This window comes from Microvirga arvi, from assembly GCF_016892765.1.
Taxonomy (GTDB): Bacteria; Pseudomonadota; Alphaproteobacteria; order Rhizobiales; family Beijerinckiaceae; genus Microvirga; species Microvirga arvi.
The window spans coordinates 20,236-39,400 of the sequence record NZ_JAFEMD010000002.1 but is presented as its reverse complement, the minus strand read 5'-3'; the positions used below and the strand labels follow the sequence as shown (position 1 = coordinate 39,400).

Genomic DNA, 19,165 nt, shown 5'->3' with positions numbered 1-19,165 from the left:
TCCGCCGCGCCACAAATGGGTGCGGGAGGAATCGGAATGAGCGCATTCAAGGCTGTCGTCATCGACAAGACCGAAGCCGGTCAGAGCGTCGGGATCCGCGCGTTCAATGAGGCGGATCTCATGGACGGCGACGTGACCGTCCGCGTGTCGCATTCGACACTGAACTACAAGGACGGGCTCGCGCTGACCGGCAAGGCGCCGGTGGTGCGCCGCTTCCCGATGATCCCCGGTGTCGATCTCGTCGGCACCGTCGAGGCATCCTCGAACCCCGACTTCAAGCCAGGCGACGCCGTCGTCCTCAATGGCTGGGGCCTGGGGGAAACCCATCTCGGCGCCTATGCGGAAAAGGTCCGCGTGAAGGGCGACTGGCTGATCCCGCTCCCCGCAGGCCTTTCCCCGCAGCAGGCCATGGCCATCGGCACGGCCGGCTATACGGCCATGCTCTGCCTCATGGCGCTGGAACGTCATGGCCTCCGTCCGGATCGCGGGCCTGCCATCGTCACCGGCGCCGTCGGCGGGGTGGGCTCGGTGGCCGTAGCGCTGCTCGCCACGGCCGGATGGCACGTGATCGCCTCCACCGGGCGGCCCGAGGAGGCGGATTACCTGAAAGGCCTGGGAGCCGCCGAGATCCTTGACCGCGGCGAACTCACCGGCCCCGGACGGCCATTGGCCAAGGAGCGCTGGGCGGCGGGTGTCGACACGGTGGGCTCGACGACGCTGGCCAATGTCCTGTCGATGACGAAGTACGGTGGCGCCATCGCGGCCTGCGGCTTGGCCGGCGGGATGGACCTGCCCACCACCGTCGCGCCCTTCATCCTGCGCAACGTGTCCCTGCTCGGGGTCGATTCGGTGATGGCGCCCAAGGCGCTGCGGCTCGAGGCCTGGAACCGGATCGCCCGCGAGCTCGATCATGGCAAGCTCGCGGCCATGACCTCGACCATCCCGCTCGATGGGGTGCTCGAGGCGGGCCGGGAGATCGTGTCCGGCCGCATCAAGGGCCGGGTGGTGGTGGAGATCGGCTAGCTAACCCTCGTACGTCATGGCCGGCTTGTCCCGGCCATCCCGATGCTGAAAAGCGCGGCGCGTCACCAATCGGGATCACCGGCACAAGGCCCGTGATGACGTGGAGGGTGACGCGAAGTATCAAACGTCTAGCCGGCCCCGTTGAGCAGGGCGATTTTCGCTCCGCCGCCCTCGATCCGCTTCTTCTGCTTGGTGATCTCAGCGGCCATGAAGTCCATGAAGGCCCGCACGCGGGCTGATTGGCGTAGGTCCGGGTGGGTCAGGAGCCACAAACCGGCTGCGAAATCGGGGTTGATGTCCGCCAGCCTCACGAGATTGGGGCTTGCATCGGCGATGAAGCAGGGCAGGGGACCGATGCCGGTCCCGGCCTCCACCGACTCGGCGAGGCCCAGCACCGTGTTGACCTTGTAGACGATGTTCTCCGGCGCCACGTGCTCGCGCACGAAGCGCGCCGCTTTGAGCGTCGCCAGATTGTCCCCCAGCGCGACCCAGTGCCGGTCGAAGAGATCGGCGATGGTGACATCCTCCGGGCCCTTCACATCCGGAAAGTCCGCCACCCGGCCATAGATCGCCCAGGCGATTGTCGCCACCCGCCGGCCGACCAGCGTCTCGGGCGGATCGTCCGTGGCCCGGATCGCCACATCCGCATCCCGCTTCGAGAGATTCAGCGCCTGGTTGGCGAGAACGACGTCGAGCCGCATCTCGGGACAGGCCTTGATGAAGCGGGCGAAGATCGGCGTCAGAAGGTGGACGAGCAGGGTATCGTTGGTGGTGACGCGCAACTCGCCCGCGGGAGCGACCGCCTGGCCCGCGAGCTTGCGGGTGAAGGCGGTGACGTTCTCGTCCATCTGCTCGGCGAGAGCCATCATTTCCTCGCCGGCCGCGGTCAGCACGTAGCCGGTCCGGTGCCGCTCGAAAAGCTTGACCCCGAGGTTCTCCTCCATCTGGCCGAGCCGTCGGAAAACCGTCGAGTGATTGACCGCAAGACGCTCGGCGGCGCCGGCGAGGCCATTTGCTTCCGCGATGATCTTCACGAGCCGGAAATCGTCCCAGTCGAGATGCTGCTGCTTGCTCATGGGTTTGCATTCACGCAAGAGAACTCCTGCACATCTAACACTGGTTTTGCAGGGAAGAAAGCTTATCCTCTTGGAGGTCATCACCTGCGGAGCAGTATAGTCCCAGTCTCTTGTGAAAAGAGGCTCGGGAGAGCTGGTCTGCGTCTTAACCCAAGCAATCGGAGTTCACATGGCCAAGGTTCTGGTTCTTTATTATTCGTCCTGGGGGCATATCGAGCAGATGGCCTATGCCGCGGCCGAGGGCGCCCGCGAGGCCGGCGCCGAAGTCGTCGTGAAGCGCGTGCCGGAGCTCGTGCCCGCCGAGATCGCTCAGGCGGCCCACTACAAGACCGACCAGAAGGCTCCGATCGCGACCGTCGAGGAACTGCCGGAATACGATGCAATCATCTTCGGCACGCCGACCCGCTACGGCACCATGACCGCGCAGATGAAGAACTTCCTCGACCAGACGGGCGGTCTGTGGGCGCAGGGCAAGCTCATCGGCAAGGTCGGCTCGGTCTTCACCTCGACCGCCACCCAGCACGGCGGCCAGGAGGCCACCATCCTCACCACGCTGCCGGTGCTCCTGCACCACGGCATGGTGGTGGTCGGCCTGCCTTACTCCTTCCAGGGCCAGATGGGTGTCGACCAGATCCGCGGCGGCTCGCCCTACGGCGCTTCGACGGTGGCTGGTGGCGACGGCTCGCGCCAGCCGACCGAGATCGATCTCGACGGCGCCCGCTTCCAGGGCAAGCACGTCGCCCAGATCGCCGCGAAGCTCGCCGCGAAGTAAGAGTCTCTCACGTCATGGCCGGGCTTGTCCCGGCCATCTCGATTGGAAGAACGCCGCGCCTCATGCAGTCGGGATCACCGGCACAAGGCCGGTGATGACATTCGGTCTATGAGAGCGGGATCTACCGCTCCGCCGCGGCGCGTCTCAGGCGGTCGTTGATGGCCTCGCCCAGGCCCTTCTCGGGAATCGGGCTCACGGCAATGGTGGCGGCTCCTGACGCATCGAGCTGCCTCAGATAGGAAAACAGATGAGCGGCGGCCTCCACGAGGTCGCCGTTTTCGCTGAGGTTCAGCACGGTGCGCGCTGATTCGACGCCCTGCGGAGCCTCCGAGCCGAACAGCAGCACGGCTTCATCGGCCTCGACGCTCGCCGCATTCAGGCGCACCTGCGCCCGTGGTGCGTAATGGGAGGCGAGCATGCCGGGGGCGAGCGGATTGCGGCCGCCTTCCGGTCCGTCCTCAAGCCTCATGCCGATTAGCGCCTCGATCGCCTCCCGCGGCACGCCGCCCGGGCGGAGCAGGCGGGGCGTGCCGCCAAGGCAGGCAATGATCGTCGATTCCAGGCCCACCTGCGATGCTCCGCCGTCGAGCACCGCATCGATGCGCCCGTCGAGATCGCCGAGGACGTGATCCGCATCGGTGGGGCTCACCCGGCCGGAACGGTTGGCGGAGGGCGCGGCGACCGGGCGGCCGGTCCGCTGCAGGAGCGCATGGGCGAGCGGATGGGCCGGCACGCGAAGGCCTACGCTGTCGAGACCTGCGCGGGCGAGATCGGAGATCGTGCAGGTGGGCGCCGCCGGTACCACCAAGGTCAGCGGGCCGGGCCAGAACGTCTCCGCCAGGCGCCGGGCCGTCTCGTCGAACATGCCTTGCCCTTGAGCGGATTCGAAGCTGTCCAGATGGGAGATCAGGGGGTTGAAGCTCGGGCGCTCCTTGGCCTCATAGATGCCGGCGACCGCTTCGGCATTCGTCGCATCTGCCCCGAGGCCATAGACGGTCTCCGTGGGGAAGGCCACGAGGCCGCCGCGGCGCAGGATCCCGGCCGCATGGGCAAGACCGGTCTCATCCGACGTCAGACGCTGCGTTTGGCGCATTGACCCAAGATCGTTCACGTCTAAACTATCCCTTGCCCGTGGGGAAAATCCCCTTGCCGGGCGGGTTTAACGGCGCGAGAACACGCGTCAACATGAAAAGCCCTTGGCCCTGAGAGGAACCGCTGATGACCTACCGCGCGCCCGTCCCCGACATCATCTTTACCATGCGGCATGTGGCAGGGCTCGACCGCGCCGTGGCGGACGGCGTCTATGGCGACCTCTCCACGGACCTGGCCGAGACCATCCTGGAGGAGGCGGGCCGGTTCGCCAACGACGTGATCGCGCCCCTTAACCGGGAGGGCGACAAGCATGGTGTGACTTTGAGGGATGGCGCCGTCACCACCGCTCCCGGCTGGAAGGAGGCCTACAAGGGCTGGACCGAAGCCGGATGGAACGCGCTGCCCGGCCCGGTGGAATACGGCGGCCAGGGCCTGCCGACCCTGCTCAACTCGGCCTGCGTCGAGATGTGGAATGCCGCCTCCATGGCCTTCGGCATCGGGCCCGTGCTCACCATGGGCGCCATCGAGGCGCTGGTTCGGCACGGCACGGAGGATCTCAGGAGCCGCTACCTGGAAAAGCTCGTCTCCGGTGAGTGGACGGCGACGATGAATCTCACGGAGCCGCAGGCGGGGTCCGATCTCGCCGCCCTGCGCTCGCGCGCCGAACCGGTGGGTGACGGCACCTACAGGGTCACGGGCCAGAAGATCTTCATCACCTACGGCGAGCACGATCTCACCGACAACATCATCCACCTCGTGCTGGCGCGCCTGCCGGATGCACCCGCCGGCACCCGCGGCATCTCGCTGTTCCTCGTGCCGAAATTCCTGCCCGACGGCGCGCGCAACGACGTGCGCTGCCACTCCATCGAGCACAAGCTCGGCATCCACGCCTCGCCCACCTGCACCATGATCTTCGGCGACAATGGCGGCGCCGTCGGCTGGCTCGTCGGCGAGGAGAACCGCGGCCTCGCCTGCATGTTCACGATGATGAACAACGCCCGCCTCGCGGTCGGTCTGCAGGGCGTGGCGATTGCGGAGCGCGCCTATCAGCAGGCGCTCGCCTATGCCAACGAGCGCAGGCAGGGCCGCGCCATCGGTGCCGCGGAAGGCATGAGCCCGATTGCCGTGCATCCGGACGTGCAGCGCAATCTGCTCACCATGAAGGCGCTGACTGCGGCAGCGCGGGCGATCTGCTATATGACCGCCGAGGCCATCGACCGTGCGCATCTGGAAGACGACCCGGCGCGCCGGAAGAAAGCGAACGAGCGCGCTTCGCTGCTCACGCCGGTGGCGAAGGCCTTCTCGACCGATATCGGCGTGGAGGTGGCGTCCCTCGGCGTTCAGGTCCATGGCGGCATGGGCTTCATCGAGGAGACCGGCGCGGCGCAGCACTTCCGCGACGCGCGCATTGCGCCGATCTACGAGGGCACCAACGGCATCCAGGCCATCGATCTCGTCACCCGCAAGCTGCCGCTCTCCGGCGGCGAGACCGTGCGGGCGCAGATTGCCGCCATGCGCGCCACGCTCGCGCGCCTCCTGAAGGAGAACACGCCCGCTTTCGGCGCCACCGCGCCGCGCCTGCGCGATGCCATCGAGAGCCTCGACCGGGCGACGAGCCATCTGCTGCAGACGCTCTCCTCCAACGCGCAGGGGGAGGCGCTTGCCGGCGCAACGCCCTACCTGCGGCTTTTCGCTCTCGCGCAGGGCGGAGCCGCTCTCGCCGAGATGGCATTGGCTGCGAATGCGCAGGCCGCCGGCGGCGATACCGATCCGGCGCATGCCGGCCGCATCGCACTCTGCCGCTTCTTTGCCGAAAACATTGCGGTCGGCGCGAAGGGCTTGGAAGAAACGGTCATGAGCGGTGCAGGCTTCCTGCAGGACGCAACCCTGGCACTCGCGAGCTGATCCCATGAGCCTCAACGGAAAAACCCTCTTCATCACCGGCGCCTCGCGCGGCATCGGCCTCGCCATCGGCCTTCGTGCGGCCCGGGACGGAGCGAACGTGGTCATTGCGGCCAAGACCGCCGAGCCGCATCCGAAGCTGCCCGGCACGATCTATACGGCGGCGGAGGAAATCGAGGCGGCGGGCGGCAGGGCGCTGCCGCTGGTGGTCGACGTGCGCGACGAGGAGGCGGTGAAGGGCGCGATCGCAAAAACGGTTGAGACCTTCGGCGGCCTCGACATCGTGGTCAACAATGCGAGCGCCATTAGCCTCACGCCGACGCCCCAGACCGACATGAAGCGCTTCGATCTGATGCACCAGATCAACACGCGCGGCACCTACATGGTCTCGAAATATGCGATCCCGCATCTGGAGAAGGCGGAAAACCCGCACATCCTCATGCTCTCGCCGCCACTGGACATGAGCGAGAAGTGGTTTGCTCCGCATCTCGCCTATTCGATGGCGAAATACGGCATGAGCCTCTGCGTGCTGGGACTGGCCGGCGAGCTGCGGGGGCGGGGCATCGCCGTCAACGCGCTCTGGCCGCGCACCACGATCGCCACGAGCGCCGTCAGGAACATGCTCGGCGGCGATGCCATCGTGCAGGCCAGCCGCACGCCGGATATTCTGTCGGATGCCGCCTATGCGATCTTCCAGAAGCCCTCGAAAAGCTTCTCGGGCCACTTCCTCATCGACGACGTCTTCCTGCACGGGGAGGGCGTGACCGATTTCGAGAAGTACCGGGTCGATCCGACCAAGCCCCTTGCGCCCGATTTCTTCGTGCCCGACGACACGCCGCCCTTGTCGTCTTTGCGTTAAGGGTCAAGCACTCCCTCCGTCATCCCCGGGCTTGTCCCGGGGATCCACGTCTTTGACACGTGGCGGTCCCCAAGACGTGGATGGCCGTAAACCAAGTGCGGCCATGACGACAAGCAGGGGTGACAAGGTCACGACCCGAGTGAGAGAATAGGACCTTCTAGGGGCAAGAACACGCATGATTGTGATCCACAGGCCAGCGCGGTTGACGGGACCGGCAGGTCAATCCCTCGACCGTTCCGTTCTGCCGCCGGGGGAGCCGATCCCCGGCGACGCCCTGTGGATCGACCTGGTCGAGCCGAGCCGGGATGAGGACAGGCTCGTCGAGGTCCATCTCAACATCGAGATCCCAACCCGGGAGGAGATGGCCGATATCGAGCCTTCCGAGATCCTCTATCATGAGAACAACGCGCGCTACATGACGGCGCGGGTTCTGTGCAATTCCGATACGGACGAACCGAAGCTCATCGACGTGTCCTTCATCCTGACGGAGAAGGCGCTCGTGACCGTGCGCTACGGCGAGCCGCGCTCCTTCAGTATGTTCATGACCCGCGCGGGGAAGCCGGGCGGGTGCCGGCATCAGCCGGAGGCCGTGCTCGATGGCTTGGTCGAGACCATCATCGACCGTGCCGCCGAGATCCTCGGCACCGTCGGATCACGCATCGACCGCCTGTCGCAGGCGATCTTCGAGAACGAGCGGCAGGGTGCGCGCCGCGCCGCATCCTATCGGGTTGCCTTGAAGTCCATCGGACGTAAGGGCGACATCATCTCCAACGTGCGCGAGAGCATGGTCTCTGTGGAGCGCATGCTGCTCTTCCTTTCGGCCAGCATGCCGCGGCCGCAGAAGACGGCAGGCTATCAGGCGGAATGGCGCACGGCCCTGCGCGACGTGCAGTCCATCGAGGAGCACGCGACGTTCCTGTCCAACAAGATCCAGTTCCTGCTCGATGCAACGCTGGGCCTCGTCACCATCGAGCAGAACGACATCATCAAGATCTTCTCGGTCATGTCCGTGATCTTCCTGCCGCCGACCCTGGTCTCGTCGCTCTACGGCATGAACTTCAAGCTCATGCCGGAGCTTGATTGGGCGTTCGGCTACCCTTGGGCGATCACCCTCATGATCCTCGCCGCGGCGCTGCCGTATCTCTACTTCCGCTGGAAGCGGTGGCTTTGATACACAGTGATGTCATTCCGGGGCGGCTCGCAAGAGCCGAGCCCGGAATCCATAAACACGACGTTTCAAGAATTGCGAGTAGCGTTACACCTCATTCTGCAGCGTCAGCGGTTATGGATTCCGGGCTCCGCTACGCGGCCCCGGAATGACAGTGATAAGTAAAGGGAGAGGCAAACCATGTGCGGGCGCTATGCAATCACGCTCCCACCCGAGACCTACCGGGACTTGTACGGCTATCCCGAGCAGCCGAACTTTCCTCCGCGCTACAACGTGGCCCCCACCCAGCCCGTGCCCATCGTGCTGGAGGATCGGGGCGAGCGGCATTTCATGCTGGTGCGCTGGGGCTTCCTGCCGTCCTGGGTGAAGGACCCGAAGGACTTTCCCCTCGTGATCAACGCACGCGGCGAGACCCTGCAGACGAAGCCGACCTTCAAGGCGGCATTGAAGCGTCGGCGCTGCATCTTCCTCGCGGACGGCTTCTACGAATGGCAGCGGCACGGGCGCGAGAAGACGCCGTTCCTGATCCGCCCGCGCGACCGCAAGCCCATGCCGCTTGCTGGATTGTGGGAGACCTACAGCAGTCCCGACGGAGGCGAGATCGACACCGCCGCCATCGTCACCACCGACGCCAACGGCACGCTCTCCGCCGTGCACGACCGCATGCCGGTGATCCTCTCGCCCGATGATGTCGGAGCGTGGCTCGATGTCCGCGACGAGCGCGCCGACGTGATGCCCCTCGTGCGGCCATGCCCGGACGATTGGCTCGACCTGGTGCCGGTCTCGAGCCGCGTGAACAAGGTCGAGAACGACGATGCCGGCCTGATGGAACCTCTCGCCCAGCCGGAGCCCGCGCCGGTGAAGGAGAGAAAACCCAAGGCCAAGAAGCCCCTCTCCAGCGACGAGGATGATCAGGGGAGCTTGTTTTAGATTTTTCCTATGGCGTCATCCCGGACGCCGCAGGCGATCCGGGATCGCCAGACCAGTAAAGCACCGTCATCCCGGGGCCGCGCAGCGGAGCCCGGGATCCATAACCACGACCTTGGTCCAGTTCGGCACCGCCAGCGGTTATGGATCCCCGCCTGCGCGGGAATGACAGTGGAGTTTCAGGTGCCAAAATCGTCACACGGTCCCGGATCGGCTTCGCCGTCCGGGATGACGCCTCGGTTACCGCCGCTTCTTCGCCACGTCGCGGCGCAGGATGCCGACGACTTCCAGATGCGGCGAGTGCTTGAACTGATCGACAGGGAACACGCGCTCCAGGCGGTAGCCGCCGGCGATCAGGATGCCTGCATCCCGTGCGAAGGTGGCGGGATCGCAGGAGACGCTCACCACGAGCGGGACTTTCGAGACGGCAAGCTGCTTCACCTGCGCCTCCGCGCCCGCACGAGGCGGGTCGAGCACCACCGCATCGAAGGCGTTGAGCTCCGGCGTCAGCAGCGGACGGCGGAAGAGGTCGCGGGCCTCCGTCGTGATGCGCCGCAGGCCGGGCGTTGCGCGAAAGGCCTTGTCGAGGGCTGCCGTCGAGCCCTTGTCGAACTCGACCGCATGCACCTCAGATTTCTCCGCAAGACGCAATGAGAACGGCCCCGATCCGGCGAAGAGATCCGCGACGCGCTTGGCCTTCGCGCAGGCTTCCGTCACGAAGCCGGCAAGCACCTCCTCGCCGAGTCTCGTCGCCTGCAGGAACGAGCCTGCGGGCGGCACGACCAGGGCACGGCCCATGAGGATGGCAGGCGGGCGGCGCTCCACGATCACGTCGCCATGGATCGACAGGCGCGAGAGATCGAGCCTGCCTGCGAGATCGATGAAGCTAAGGCGGTCCGCATCCTTCAGGGGACCATGCCCGCGCACGTCCACGTCGAAGCCGGTCTGCGTCTGCGTGATCTGAACGTCGAGCGGCTTGCGCGGGCCTTTCATGTGCTCGCCGATGGTACGCGCGATCGCGGGCGCCTGATCCTTCAGGCCGGGTTCCGCGATGGGGCAGAAGGCGATCTCGACGATCTGATGGCTCCGTGGAGCCATGTAGCCCACATGCATGGCACGGTCGGGAAAGCGCACGTGCAGCGTCACGCGCCGGCGTCCCTCGCCATGGGCATCGACGATGGGCGCAATCGGCGCTTCGATCCGCGCCTGGCGCAGGGTGTGCGCGAGAATGTCCTGCTTCCAGGCCTGATAGAAGCCGTGCTTCATGTGCTGCGTCGCGCAGCCGCCGCATGCATCGAAATAAGGGCAGAACGGCGTCCCGCGCTCGGGCGAGGCCACATCGACGCTGATGAGGCGCGCATGCGATCCCTCGGGTTCGACCGTCACGGTCTCGCCGGGCAGCACCTTGGGAACGAAGACGGGACCCGAGGCGCCCTCCGCAGTGCCGTCGGCTTTCGCGCCGAGGCGCTTGATGGTGACCTGTTCAGCCAATGCGGGCTCCCAACAAAAACTCACGATTGCCGTCCCCGCCCTCGATGGGCGAAGGGATGAGCCCCATGATCTCGAATCCGAGCGAGGCGATGAAGGCTGTCATGTCCTCGCAGACCGCGCGATGCACGGCGCCATCGCGCACGATTCCCTTCTTCACATGATCGCGGCCCGCCTCGAATTGCGGCTTCACGAGCACGGCGAGTTCCGCGTCCGGCTTTAGAAAGGCGAGCGCAGGCGGCAGGACGAGCTTGAGCGAGATGAAGCTTACATCCGATACCAGAAGATCGACCTTGCGCGGGATAAGCTCGTCGCTCAACGCGCGGGCATCCGTGCCTTCGAGATTCGTCACGCGTGCATTGCCGACGACTTTCGGATGCAGTTGGCCGTGTCCCACATCGACGGCATAGACATGAGACGCGCCGCGCTTGAGCAGCACTTCCGTGAAGCCGCCCGTCGAAGCGCCGATGTCGAGGCAGACCTTGTCCTTCGGGTCGATCTGGAACACGTCGAGCGCTGCCGCGAGCTTCACGCCGCCGCGCGAGACGTAAGGGTGAGGCTGCTCGGCGGTGATCACCGCCTCCTCCGGCACGGAATCCGATGCCTTGCGGATGACGGCGCCGTTCACGGTGACGAGACCGGCCGCAATCGCCTCCTGCGCGCGAGCGCGGCTTGCGAAGAAGCCGCGCTCGACGAGAACCACATCGGCGCGTTTGCGGGTCATGACTCAAATGTGCGCTTTGTCACGGCGCATTCCTCTCTATCTGCTTAGGCGTATCGCAAGGGAAACAGCTCAGCTTAGTCCCTGAATTGAACCATTTTGGAGGAAACATGCCAGTCATCAGTCGCCGCAACCTTATGATCGGAGCTGCCGCTCTGGGCGTCAGCTCTGTCGCGTCCCGCGCCTGGGCGCAAGCCCCCGCGGGTCCCTTCAAGCTCGATCCCTTGCCCTATGCGCTATCGAAGAACGAGCCGCATATCGACGCGCAGACCATGGAACTTCACTATGGCAAGCACCACGCAGCCTATGTCAACAATCTGAACGCGGCTCTCACCCAGAACACGGAGGCGGCCAAGGTACCGCTTCATGAGATGCTGGCGAAGATAGGCGAGTTGCCGGAGTCGATCCGCACGGCTGTGCGCAACAATGGCGGCGGGCATGCCAACCATACCATGTTCTGGCAGATCATGGGCGGATCGGGCGGCGAGCCTTCGAGCGATCTCAAGAGCGCCATCGACCGGGATCTCGGCGGTTTTGCGAAGTTCCAGGAGGATTTCAATGCTGCCGGGACGCGGCAGTTCGGCTCCGGCTGGGTCTTCGTCACGGTCGCCCGTGACGGCAAGCTCGCCCTCGTGGCGAAGCCCAGCCAAGACACGCCGCTCATGGACGGGCAGCGCGTTCTCATGGGCAACGACGTGTGGGAGCACGCCTATTACCTGAAGTACCAGAACCGCCGGCCGGACTACCTCAAGGCATGGTGGAACGTGCTCGACTGGAACCGGATCGGCGAGCGCTATGCCGCCGCGAAGGCAGGGACGCTGACGATTTAAGCGCTACTGTCATTCCGGAGCGGCTCAGAAGAGCCGAGCCCGGAATCCATAACTGCTAACACTGCAGAATTGAATGCAGCGGCTTGCAAGGGTCTTTTCGATAAGTGTCGTGTTTATGGATTCCGGGCTCCGCTGCGCGGCCCCGGAATGACAAGTGGTAGGCCTTTAAGCCCGCACCTTGCGGCTCTCTTCCTGGCCCAGCGCCTCGAAGACCTTGGTCACGATGCCCACCGCGTCGAGCCCGGCCTTGGCATACATGCGGTCCGGCTTGTCCTGATCCTGGTAGATGTCGGGCAGGACCATGGAGCGCACCTTCAGGGTGCCGCGGTCGAGTGCGCCCTTTTCGGCAAGCAGCTGCAGCACATAGGAGCCGAAGCCGCCGATGGAGCCTTCTTCCACGGTGATGAGCACCTCGTGATCCCGGGCGAGCCGCAGGATCAGCTCCTCGTCGAGGGGCTTGGCGAAGCGGGCATCGGCCACGGTGGTCGAGAGGCCGCGCGCTTCCAGCTCCTCCGCCGCCTTCAGGGCTTCGGCGAGGCGTGTGCCGAGCGACAGGATGGCGATGCGGCTGCCTTGCTTGACGATGCGACCTCTGCCTATGGCAAGAGGCACGCCCTGCTCGGGCATGTCGACGCCCACGCCTTCGCCGCGCGGATAGCGGAAGGCGATGGGGCCTGCATCATAGGCGGCTGCGGTCGCCACCATGTGGACGAGTTCCGCCTCGTCGCTCGCTGCCATCACCACCATGTTCGGGAGGCATCCGAGATAGGCGACGTCGAAGGAGCCGGCATGGGTCGCGCCATCCGCGCCGACGAGGCCCGCCCGGTCGAGGGCGAAGCGCACGGGTAGGTTCTGGATCGCCACGTCGTGCACCACCTGGTCGTAGGCGCGCTGCAGGAAGGTGGAGTAGATGGCGCAGAACGGCTTGTAGCCTTCCGTGGCCATGCCGGCCGCGAAGGTCACCGCATGCTGCTCGGCGATGCCCACGTCGAAGGTGCGGGCGGGGAATTCCCTGCCGAAGAGATCGATGCCCGTGCCCGACGGCATGGCGGCCGTGACGGCGACGATCTTGTTGTCCTTCGCCGCTTCCTTCACAAGGCTCTCGCCGAACACCTTGGTATAGGCAGGCGCATTGGCTTTCGCCTTGGCCTGCGCCCCGGTCACCACGTCGAAGGTGACGACGCCGTGATACTTGTCGGCCGCTTCCTCCGCCGGCGCGTAGCCCTTGCCTTTCTTGGTGACCACATGGACGAGGATCGGCCCGGTCTCGGAATCGCGGACGTTCTTCAGGATCGGCAACAGGTGGTCGAGGTTGTGCCCGTCGATCGGGCCGACATAGTAGAAGCCCAACTCCTCGAATAGGGTGCCGCCGGTCCAGAAGCCGCGGGCGAATTCCTCGACGCGCTGGGCCTTTTCGTAGATGAATTTCGGCAGCTTCTTCGCCAGCTGCTTGGCCGTCTCGCGGATGCCGCGATAGGTGCCGCCGGAGACGAGGCGGGCGAGATAGGACGACATGGCGCCGGTGGGCGGCGCGATCGACATGTCGTTGTCGTTGAGGATAACGATCAGGCGCGAATGCATGGCGCCGGCATTGTTCATGGCCTCATAGGCCATGCCGGCCGACATGGCGCCGTCGCCGATCACGGCAATGACGTTGTTCTGCCTGCCATCGAGATCCCGCGCCACGGCCATGCCGAGGCTGGCCGAGATCGAGGTGGAGGAATGCGCCGCGCCGAAGGGGTCGTATTCGCTCTCCGCGCGCTTGGTGAAGCCCGACAGGCCGTCCGCCTGCCGCAGGGTGCGGATCCGGTCGCGCCGGCCGGTGAGGATCTTATGAGGATAGGCCTGATGGCCCACATCCCAGATCAGACGGTCGCGGGGGGTGTCGAACACGTAGTGCAGCGCGACCGTCAGCTCGACGACGCCCAGTCCCGCCCCGAGATGTCCGCCGGTGACGGAGACGGCGCTGATCGTCTCGGTCCGCAGCTCGTCCGCCACCTGCCGGAGCTGGCTCTCGGGCAGGTGCCGCAGATCGTCCGGGGTCCTGATGGTGTCGAGAAGGGGTGTGGACAATGGTTTACTCGCCTAGCTTTAAGCTGGAAGTCATATCCTGGAGATAAGGTCAGGGAGGCCCCCGGTCAAACCTGAGGCAGGGGCTTTCCGTGGAAGCTGAGCTATTCCGCCACGTCGAGCGGCGTCGTTCCGGAGACGGCTCCATCGGGGCCGATGGTGATCTTTTCGATCCGCGCCTCGGCCTTTTTCAGGAGCTGCTCGCAGTGCTTCTTCAGCGCCTCGCCGCGCTCGTAGATCGCGATCGAGTCTTCCAACGGCACGTCGCCGCGCTCGAGGCGCCGCACGATCTCCTCGAGCTCGGCGAGGGCCTTCTCGAAGGGGAGGGTCTTGATGGAGGCGGTGTCGGTCATGCGGCTGGTCCGTCGCTATCTGGCAATGAGCAATGTCACGATGGGATTGCGGCATTGCTGGGTCGGTTGGCAAGGAGTCTCTGATAGACGAGACCGATGCCGATGAGAACAAGGCCGAGGCCGATAAATGACAGGGCGCGCATGACGCCCTCCAGATTGGCCATATCGACGAGGAAGGCCTTCAGCACCGCCAGCACGAGATAGGCCGCAGAAGCGAGGCGGACGAAGCGGTTGCGGCGGACGAGCCCGAGGCCGAGAAGCAGGATGCCGGTGGCGAGGAGGGCCACGGAGTAGCTCCACTGTTCGCCCTGCGTGAAGCCGCGCCAGAGCCCCAGCTCGGGCCCTGCGAAAACCTGCCTGATCTCCAGCCCGACATAGCCGGTGAACAGGAGAAGGCTCAAGACGGCCGAGGACAGAGCATAGAAGCGGGGCCGGGCATTCCGCTCGACCAAGGCCAATCCGGCAGCCAGCAGGGACGGCAGCAGATAGGCCAGGATCAGGGCGTTGAGGAGCGGGCCGCCGGGGATCGGGTCATCCGTCAGGAGCGGATTTGCGAAGAGGAGAAGTCCGCCGGCGCAGAGGGCGAGGGACAAGATCTTGAAGATCAGCGAGCCCCAGCGATAGACCGGATCCGCCCGTCCGATGTCGAGGCGCGTCAGGAGGATCGAGAAGACGAGGCCTTCTGTCGCAACGAGCCCGACCTCCAGAAGATCGGTCGTCGCGGCGAGCGGGTCTCCCGCCCGGAGCGCATGGCGGATCTCGAAGAAGACCAGAAAGGCCGCGAAGACGATCCCCAGGCTCTCGGTCAGCTGGACGATGCGGTCGCGGCCGGACCTCTCCAGTAGGCGGCTTGCCGCGAGAAAGGCCGCCGCCGGAACGCCGTAGCCCCAGAGGAGCCAGTTGACCAGAACTGGGCCGGGATCTCCGCCCACGATGGTGGGGCTCCAGATGAGCCGCCCCAGGACGATGAGACCGATGGCGCCGACGGCATAGCGCAGGGCAGGCAGGGCTATTCTCTCGGCAACCCAGGCGGTTCCCAGGGCCGACAGGGCGAAGGCGACCGTGAGCATGCCCTTGTCGAGGGCGAAGGTCAGGCCAAGCGCAAGGGCGGCCAGGGCTGCCGAAGCGACCGCGCCGAGCGCGAGGCGGAGGGGAGTGCCCTCCGCACCCTCCTGGCGGGTGAGCCAGCGAAATGCGGCGATGAAGACCAGGGCCAGCCCGCCGGCGACAAGAGCGAAGGACAGGCTCCGCTCGAACTCCGCAACCCGCCAATAGGCGGCCAGGAGGGCAAGGAGCGGGCCGATGGTGGCCGCTCCCGCATACCAGGCGGCGGTGGAGAGGCGAAGGCCGGGTGAGCGGGCCAGCCTCAGCAGGGAAGCGCCGGCGATGGCGCCGGAAGCCAGGAGGGCAAGCGCCAGATAGGCATTGAGGGCGTGGGGCCTCACCGCGAAAGCATCGCCGCTCTGATAGAAGAGGTTCTCGGGCGTGCCGCCGAGCTCGGTTCCGATGGGCCAGACCAGGAGGGCGCCGAAAGCCGCCAGGGCGGCCCAGGCGGAGGCCGGGGCTGCGGGCGCGAATCGGATGCCCGTCGCCAGCAGGACGAGCACGATGGCGGCGACGAAGAGCGGACGTCCATCGCCCGCCGCCACCGATCCCGACACCGCGATGCCGGCCAGGGCGAAGGCCAGGAGAATGACGGCCGCCGCCCGATCAATCACGGTCTCGGCGTCAGGAACGTGGCGATAGGGAAGAGCGACCAGGAAGAAGGCGGCGAGGCCCGCCTGGAGCACCAGGTGTACCATGGCCGGCAGAGCATCCGACGGGTCCAGAACGAAGACCAGGAATGTCCAGGCCAGCACCCCTGCGGCGGTGGCCAGGGCAAGCCAGCGCCATAGGCGAAAGCGGGCGACGCCATAGGCGGGCATTGCCACGAAGGCGAGATAGATTACCAGCGCCCAGGGCTGCGGCTTGTCGGAGGAGACGAGGAGCGGGCTTCCCATGGCGCCGAGCAGGCCGAGCGCGGCCAGAACCGGGCCGTGCAGGGTGGAGGCGATCATGGTCGAGACGGCGATGAGCCCCAGGAGCACGAAGGTGGCGGCCGGGCCGATCAGGCCATAGAGCGCGTAAGATGCATAGGCCGAGGCGAAGGCGCTGCAGGTTCCTGCCGCCGTCAGGATGCTCGGCACGTTCGCGTCGGGCAGGCCCGGCAGGACGACGCTGCGCTCGCGGCGGCGCAGCCATTCGCCCGCTCCGATCAGGGCGAGAGCGAACAGCCCGCCGAGAGCGATGCGGGTCGAGGGGCTCAGCAGGTTCTGCTCGATGGAGTAGCGGACGAGAAAGATCCCGCCGAGGGCAAGCGCCACGCCGCCGACCCAGACGGCCCAGCGGGAGCCGAGCGTCTCCTCAAGGTCCTGCCCCCGCGGCGGCTGCGGCGGCGCAGCCTGGATGGTGGGGACGGAGACCGCCGGACGTGGGGCCTCGGCCTCCGACGCCGGCGACTCCTCGACGGTGGCTTCAGGGGCAGGTGTCGCCGAAGAAGCCGATGAAGGAGCCGCTTGGTCCGCCTGCCCGTAGCGGATTAGCCGCAACTCTCTTTCGAGAGTCTCGATGCGGCGGTTCAGGGCGTCGAGCTTGCCGCGTGCGGAAAGGCCAAGAACGAGGCCCGCAATGGCGCAGACCGGAATGCTGAGGGCGAGCAGGACGAGGAAGGGCATTTCCAAGGGACGATCTCGGCTTTCGTGTCAGGCAGACCGTCCGAAGCGGAATCGGGCTAGCTGCCGTTAAGCTGTAACATGAAGGGCGTGCCCTCCATAGCCTCGGCGCCCCGGCCGATGCCGCGGATCGCATCGACCATCCGCCCCCGGCGGCGGAGAATATCGTCGGCGAGCGCCACGAAGTGTGCGTTCGGGGTGGCGCTGGGGGAGGCCTGACGCAGGGCGAGGGCAAGGGTCGCCTCATTCCGCTCCGGCGCGAGGGCGCAGGCCGCAATGTACGCGGCGGCGGTCGAGCGGCTGATCCCGGCCCAGCAATGGAAGACGAGGGGGCTCTCGCGGCCCCAGGCCATGACGAAGGCGAGCAGCTGCTCCATGTGCTCCGCACCCGCCAGCACGTGCCCGTCGAGCGGCTCCACGATGTCGCTGACCCCGATGAAGAGATGGCGCTCGGCCGCAATCCCCGCAGGGCGCGGCACCTCGGCGCCCGCTCCCATGAGGCTCACCACATGGCTGGCGCGGGTCTGGGCCACGGTGTCGTGCAGGCGGGAGAGGGGGCAGACGTGGAGGGTCGGCATGATGTTCGTCTCGGGACTGTCGGGCAGGCTTACACGATTCGGGCCAACAACACGCGCATGATACTCCCTCTCCCGTGTGGGAGAGGGTCGGGGTGAGGGCAGGCCGATGCTGGATAAGGCGCTGAGGGTTCATGCATCGCAGGCGTCAAAGCCGGCGCCTCGTTCTGAAGCCGCACGCCCTCACCCCTGCCCCTCTCCCGCCCGGGAGAGGGGGTAGCGCTGCATCTAGCTCAGGCCTCAACCCGCAAGCGCCACCGTCACCTTTTCCTCATAGCGCGCCTCAGACTCCGCAACGGGCCAGGGCTCCAACAAAGCCAGCACCGAGCGGGGCAGGGGCTCGGGCCGGCCGAAGAACTTGATGGCTTCCTCGCGCCCGAAGCCGGCGAGATGCGTCGCTTCGAGGAAGGCCGCCTGACGGTCCGCCTGCTTGATGAAGCGCTTGAGGGAAGCAGCCGGCTGAGCGGGCAGGCCGAAATGGAGGTGGATGGCTGCAAGCAACCCCGCCTCGATGGCCTTGTAGGCGTCGCCGATCACCGCCTTGAACGGCGAGATGATGTCGCCGATCACGTATTCCGGTGCATCGTGCAGCAGCACGGCAAGACGCCACTCGCGCGACATGCCCGGATCGAGGTGGCTCGCGATGGACTCGACAAGCAGAGAGTGCTGCGCGACCGAAAAAATGTGCCCGCCCACCGTCTGCCCGTTCCAGCGCGCAACGCGGGCAAGGCCATGGGCGATGTCGTCGAGCTCCACGTCGAGCGGCGAGGGATCGAGCAGGTTGAGGCGGCGGCCGGAGAGCATCCGCTGCCAGACGCGCGGTTCCTTCACCATTCAACGTTTCTCGGCGAGAGCGGCGCATTCCGCATGGCGGTAGCAGCCGGTCAGGTGATCGTTCGTCATGCCCACCGCCTGCATGAAGGCATAGACGATGGTCGGGCCGACGAAATTGAAGCCTTCCGCCTTCAGGGCCTTCGAGATCTTCCGCGAGACCTCGGTCTCGGTCGGCACATCCTTGCGGACTTTAAGCTTCGGCTGGACCGGCCGGCCGTCGATGAAATCCCACAGGAAGCGCGAGAAGCCGCCGCGTTCCTGAATGACGAGCCAGGCACGGGCGCCGGCAATCGTCGCCTCGATCTTGGCGCGGTTGCGCACGATGCCGGGATCGAGCATCAGCGCCTCCACCTGCGCCTGATCGAACCGGGCGATCACCGCCGGATCGAAGCCCGCGAAGGCGCGGCGGAAGTTCTCGCGCTTGCGCAGGATCGTGATCCAGGACAGGCCTGCCTGAAACCCGTCGAGGATGAGTTTTTCGAACAGCGCGCGGTCGTCTAATTCCGGCACGCCCCATTCGGTGTCGTGATACGCGACATAGAAGGGATCGGTGCCGGGCCACCAGCAGCGGGTCTTGTTGTCAGGATGCAGGATCAGTCCGTCGCTCATGCGACGTGTGTAGCGGGAGAGTGCGCAAACGGGAAGAGAGCTCCCCCGAAGTCTCGCCGACAAAAGCCATACGCTGTTTTCCCCCTCCCCCTTGCGGGGAGGGGGAGGGGTGGGGGTGGTGCGACCGGGTGAGACGTATCCGTCATGGCCGGGCT

The 19,165-nt window shown here is 66.1% G+C and carries 17 protein-coding genes; 7 read left to right on the top strand and 10 right to left on the bottom strand.

All coding sequences use genetic code 11. The annotated features are described in order from the left end of the window. Positions 1-36 precede the first annotated feature (36 nt). Positions 37-1,023, top strand: a complete 987-nt coding sequence (gene acuI / locus ILT44_RS01510; RefSeq protein ID WP_204237786.1) for an acrylyl-CoA reductase (NADPH) — start codon at positions 37-39, stop codon at positions 1,021-1,023. Between the two features lie 128 nt (positions 1,024-1,151). On the opposite strand, the gene ILT44_RS01505 is transcribed toward acuI, so the two are convergent. Further along, entirely contained in the window at positions 1,152-2,099 is a 948-nt protein-coding gene (locus ILT44_RS01505; RefSeq protein WP_204237785.1) for a LysR family transcriptional regulator, read from the bottom strand. Positions 2,100-2,268: 169 nt separating this feature from the next. Here ILT44_RS01505 and wrbA point away from each other — a divergent pair, with 169 nt between their 5' ends. Next, the gene (gene wrbA / locus ILT44_RS01500) at positions 2,269-2,871 is read left to right on the top strand and encodes an NAD(P)H:quinone oxidoreductase (protein ID WP_204237784.1); all 603 of its coding nucleotides are present in this window, start codon (positions 2,269-2,271) and stop codon (positions 2,869-2,871) included. A 121-nt stretch (positions 2,872-2,992) separates the two neighbouring features. On the opposite strand, the gene ILT44_RS01495 is transcribed toward wrbA, so the two are convergent. Continuing rightward, on the bottom strand, positions 2,993-3,964 hold the full coding sequence (locus ILT44_RS01495; RefSeq protein WP_239467845.1) for an L-threonylcarbamoyladenylate synthase: 972 nt from the start codon (positions 3,962-3,964) through the stop codon (positions 2,993-2,995). A gap of 125 nt (positions 3,965-4,089) precedes the next feature. Here ILT44_RS01495 and ILT44_RS01490 point away from each other — a divergent pair, with 125 nt between their 5' ends. The 4 genes from ILT44_RS01490 (at position 4,090) to ILT44_RS01475 (ending at position 8,822) form a co-directional block, all read left to right on the top strand. After that, the gene (locus ILT44_RS01490; RefSeq protein ID WP_239467835.1) at positions 4,090-5,868 is read left to right on the top strand and encodes an acyl-CoA dehydrogenase family protein; all 1,779 of its coding nucleotides are present in this window, start codon (positions 4,090-4,092) and stop codon (positions 5,866-5,868) included. Between the two features lie 4 nt (positions 5,869-5,872). Further along, positions 5,873-6,724, top strand: a complete 852-nt coding sequence (locus ILT44_RS01485; protein ID WP_204237782.1) for an SDR family oxidoreductase — start codon at positions 5,873-5,875, stop codon at positions 6,722-6,724. Positions 6,725-6,899: 175 nt separating this feature from the next. Further along, positions 6,900-7,895, top strand: a complete 996-nt coding sequence (locus ILT44_RS01480; protein WP_204237781.1) for a magnesium transporter CorA family protein — start codon at positions 6,900-6,902, stop codon at positions 7,893-7,895. Between the two features lie 177 nt (positions 7,896-8,072). Then, complete coding sequence (locus ILT44_RS01475; protein ID WP_204237780.1) at positions 8,073-8,822, top strand: SOS response-associated peptidase; 750 nt, start codon at positions 8,073-8,075, stop codon at positions 8,820-8,822. A gap of 237 nt (positions 8,823-9,059) precedes the next feature. Here the strand turns inward: ILT44_RS01475 and ILT44_RS01470 are convergent, their stop codons facing one another. Further along, the gene (locus ILT44_RS01470) at positions 9,060-10,310 is read right to left on the bottom strand and encodes a class I SAM-dependent RNA methyltransferase (protein ID WP_204237779.1); all 1,251 of its coding nucleotides are present in this window, start codon (positions 10,308-10,310) and stop codon (positions 9,060-9,062) included. Beyond that, positions 10,303-11,031: a TlyA family RNA methyltransferase gene (locus tag ILT44_RS01465; RefSeq protein WP_204237778.1), complete on the bottom strand. Its 729-nt coding sequence runs from the start codon at positions 11,029-11,031 to the stop codon at positions 10,303-10,305. Before ILT44_RS01465 ends, ILT44_RS01470 begins: the two co-directional genes overlap by 8 nt. 107 nt (positions 11,032-11,138) lie before the next feature. On the opposite strand from ILT44_RS01465, the gene ILT44_RS01460 reads away from it, so the two are divergent. Next, positions 11,139-11,858 (top strand): superoxide dismutase, encoded by a 720-nt coding sequence (locus ILT44_RS01460; protein WP_239467834.1) that lies wholly within the window; start codon positions 11,139-11,141, stop codon positions 11,856-11,858. A gap of 165 nt (positions 11,859-12,023) precedes the next feature. On the opposite strand, the gene dxs is transcribed toward ILT44_RS01460, so the two are convergent. The 6 genes from dxs to ILT44_RS01430 form a co-directional block, all read right to left on the bottom strand. Next, positions 12,024-13,931: a 1-deoxy-D-xylulose-5-phosphate synthase gene (gene dxs, locus ILT44_RS01455; RefSeq protein ID WP_204237777.1), complete on the bottom strand. Its 1,908-nt coding sequence runs from the start codon at positions 13,929-13,931 to the stop codon at positions 12,024-12,026. 101 nt (positions 13,932-14,032) lie between these two features. Continuing rightward, the gene (locus ILT44_RS01450) at positions 14,033-14,281 is read right to left on the bottom strand and encodes an exodeoxyribonuclease VII small subunit (protein ID WP_204237776.1); all 249 of its coding nucleotides are present in this window, start codon (positions 14,279-14,281) and stop codon (positions 14,033-14,035) included. Positions 14,282-14,316: 35 nt separating this feature from the next. After that, positions 14,317-16,995, bottom strand: coding sequence for a DUF2339 domain-containing protein (locus tag ILT44_RS01445; RefSeq protein ID WP_239467844.1), 2,679 nt, complete (start codon positions 16,993-16,995; stop codon positions 14,317-14,319). 56 nt (positions 16,996-17,051) lie between these two features. Then, positions 17,052-17,570: a tyrosine phosphatase family protein gene (locus ILT44_RS01440; protein ID WP_204237774.1), complete on the bottom strand. Its 519-nt coding sequence runs from the start codon at positions 17,568-17,570 to the stop codon at positions 17,052-17,054. A 237-nt stretch (positions 17,571-17,807) separates the two neighbouring features. After that, a complete protein-coding gene (locus tag ILT44_RS01435; RefSeq protein WP_204237773.1) occupies positions 17,808-18,401 on the bottom strand; it encodes a YfbR-like 5'-deoxynucleotidase in 594 nt (197 codons plus the stop codon). Next, complete coding sequence (locus ILT44_RS01430; protein ID WP_204237772.1) at positions 18,402-19,010, bottom strand: DNA-3-methyladenine glycosylase I; 609 nt, start codon at positions 19,008-19,010, stop codon at positions 18,402-18,404. Positions 19,011-19,165 lie beyond the last annotated feature (155 nt).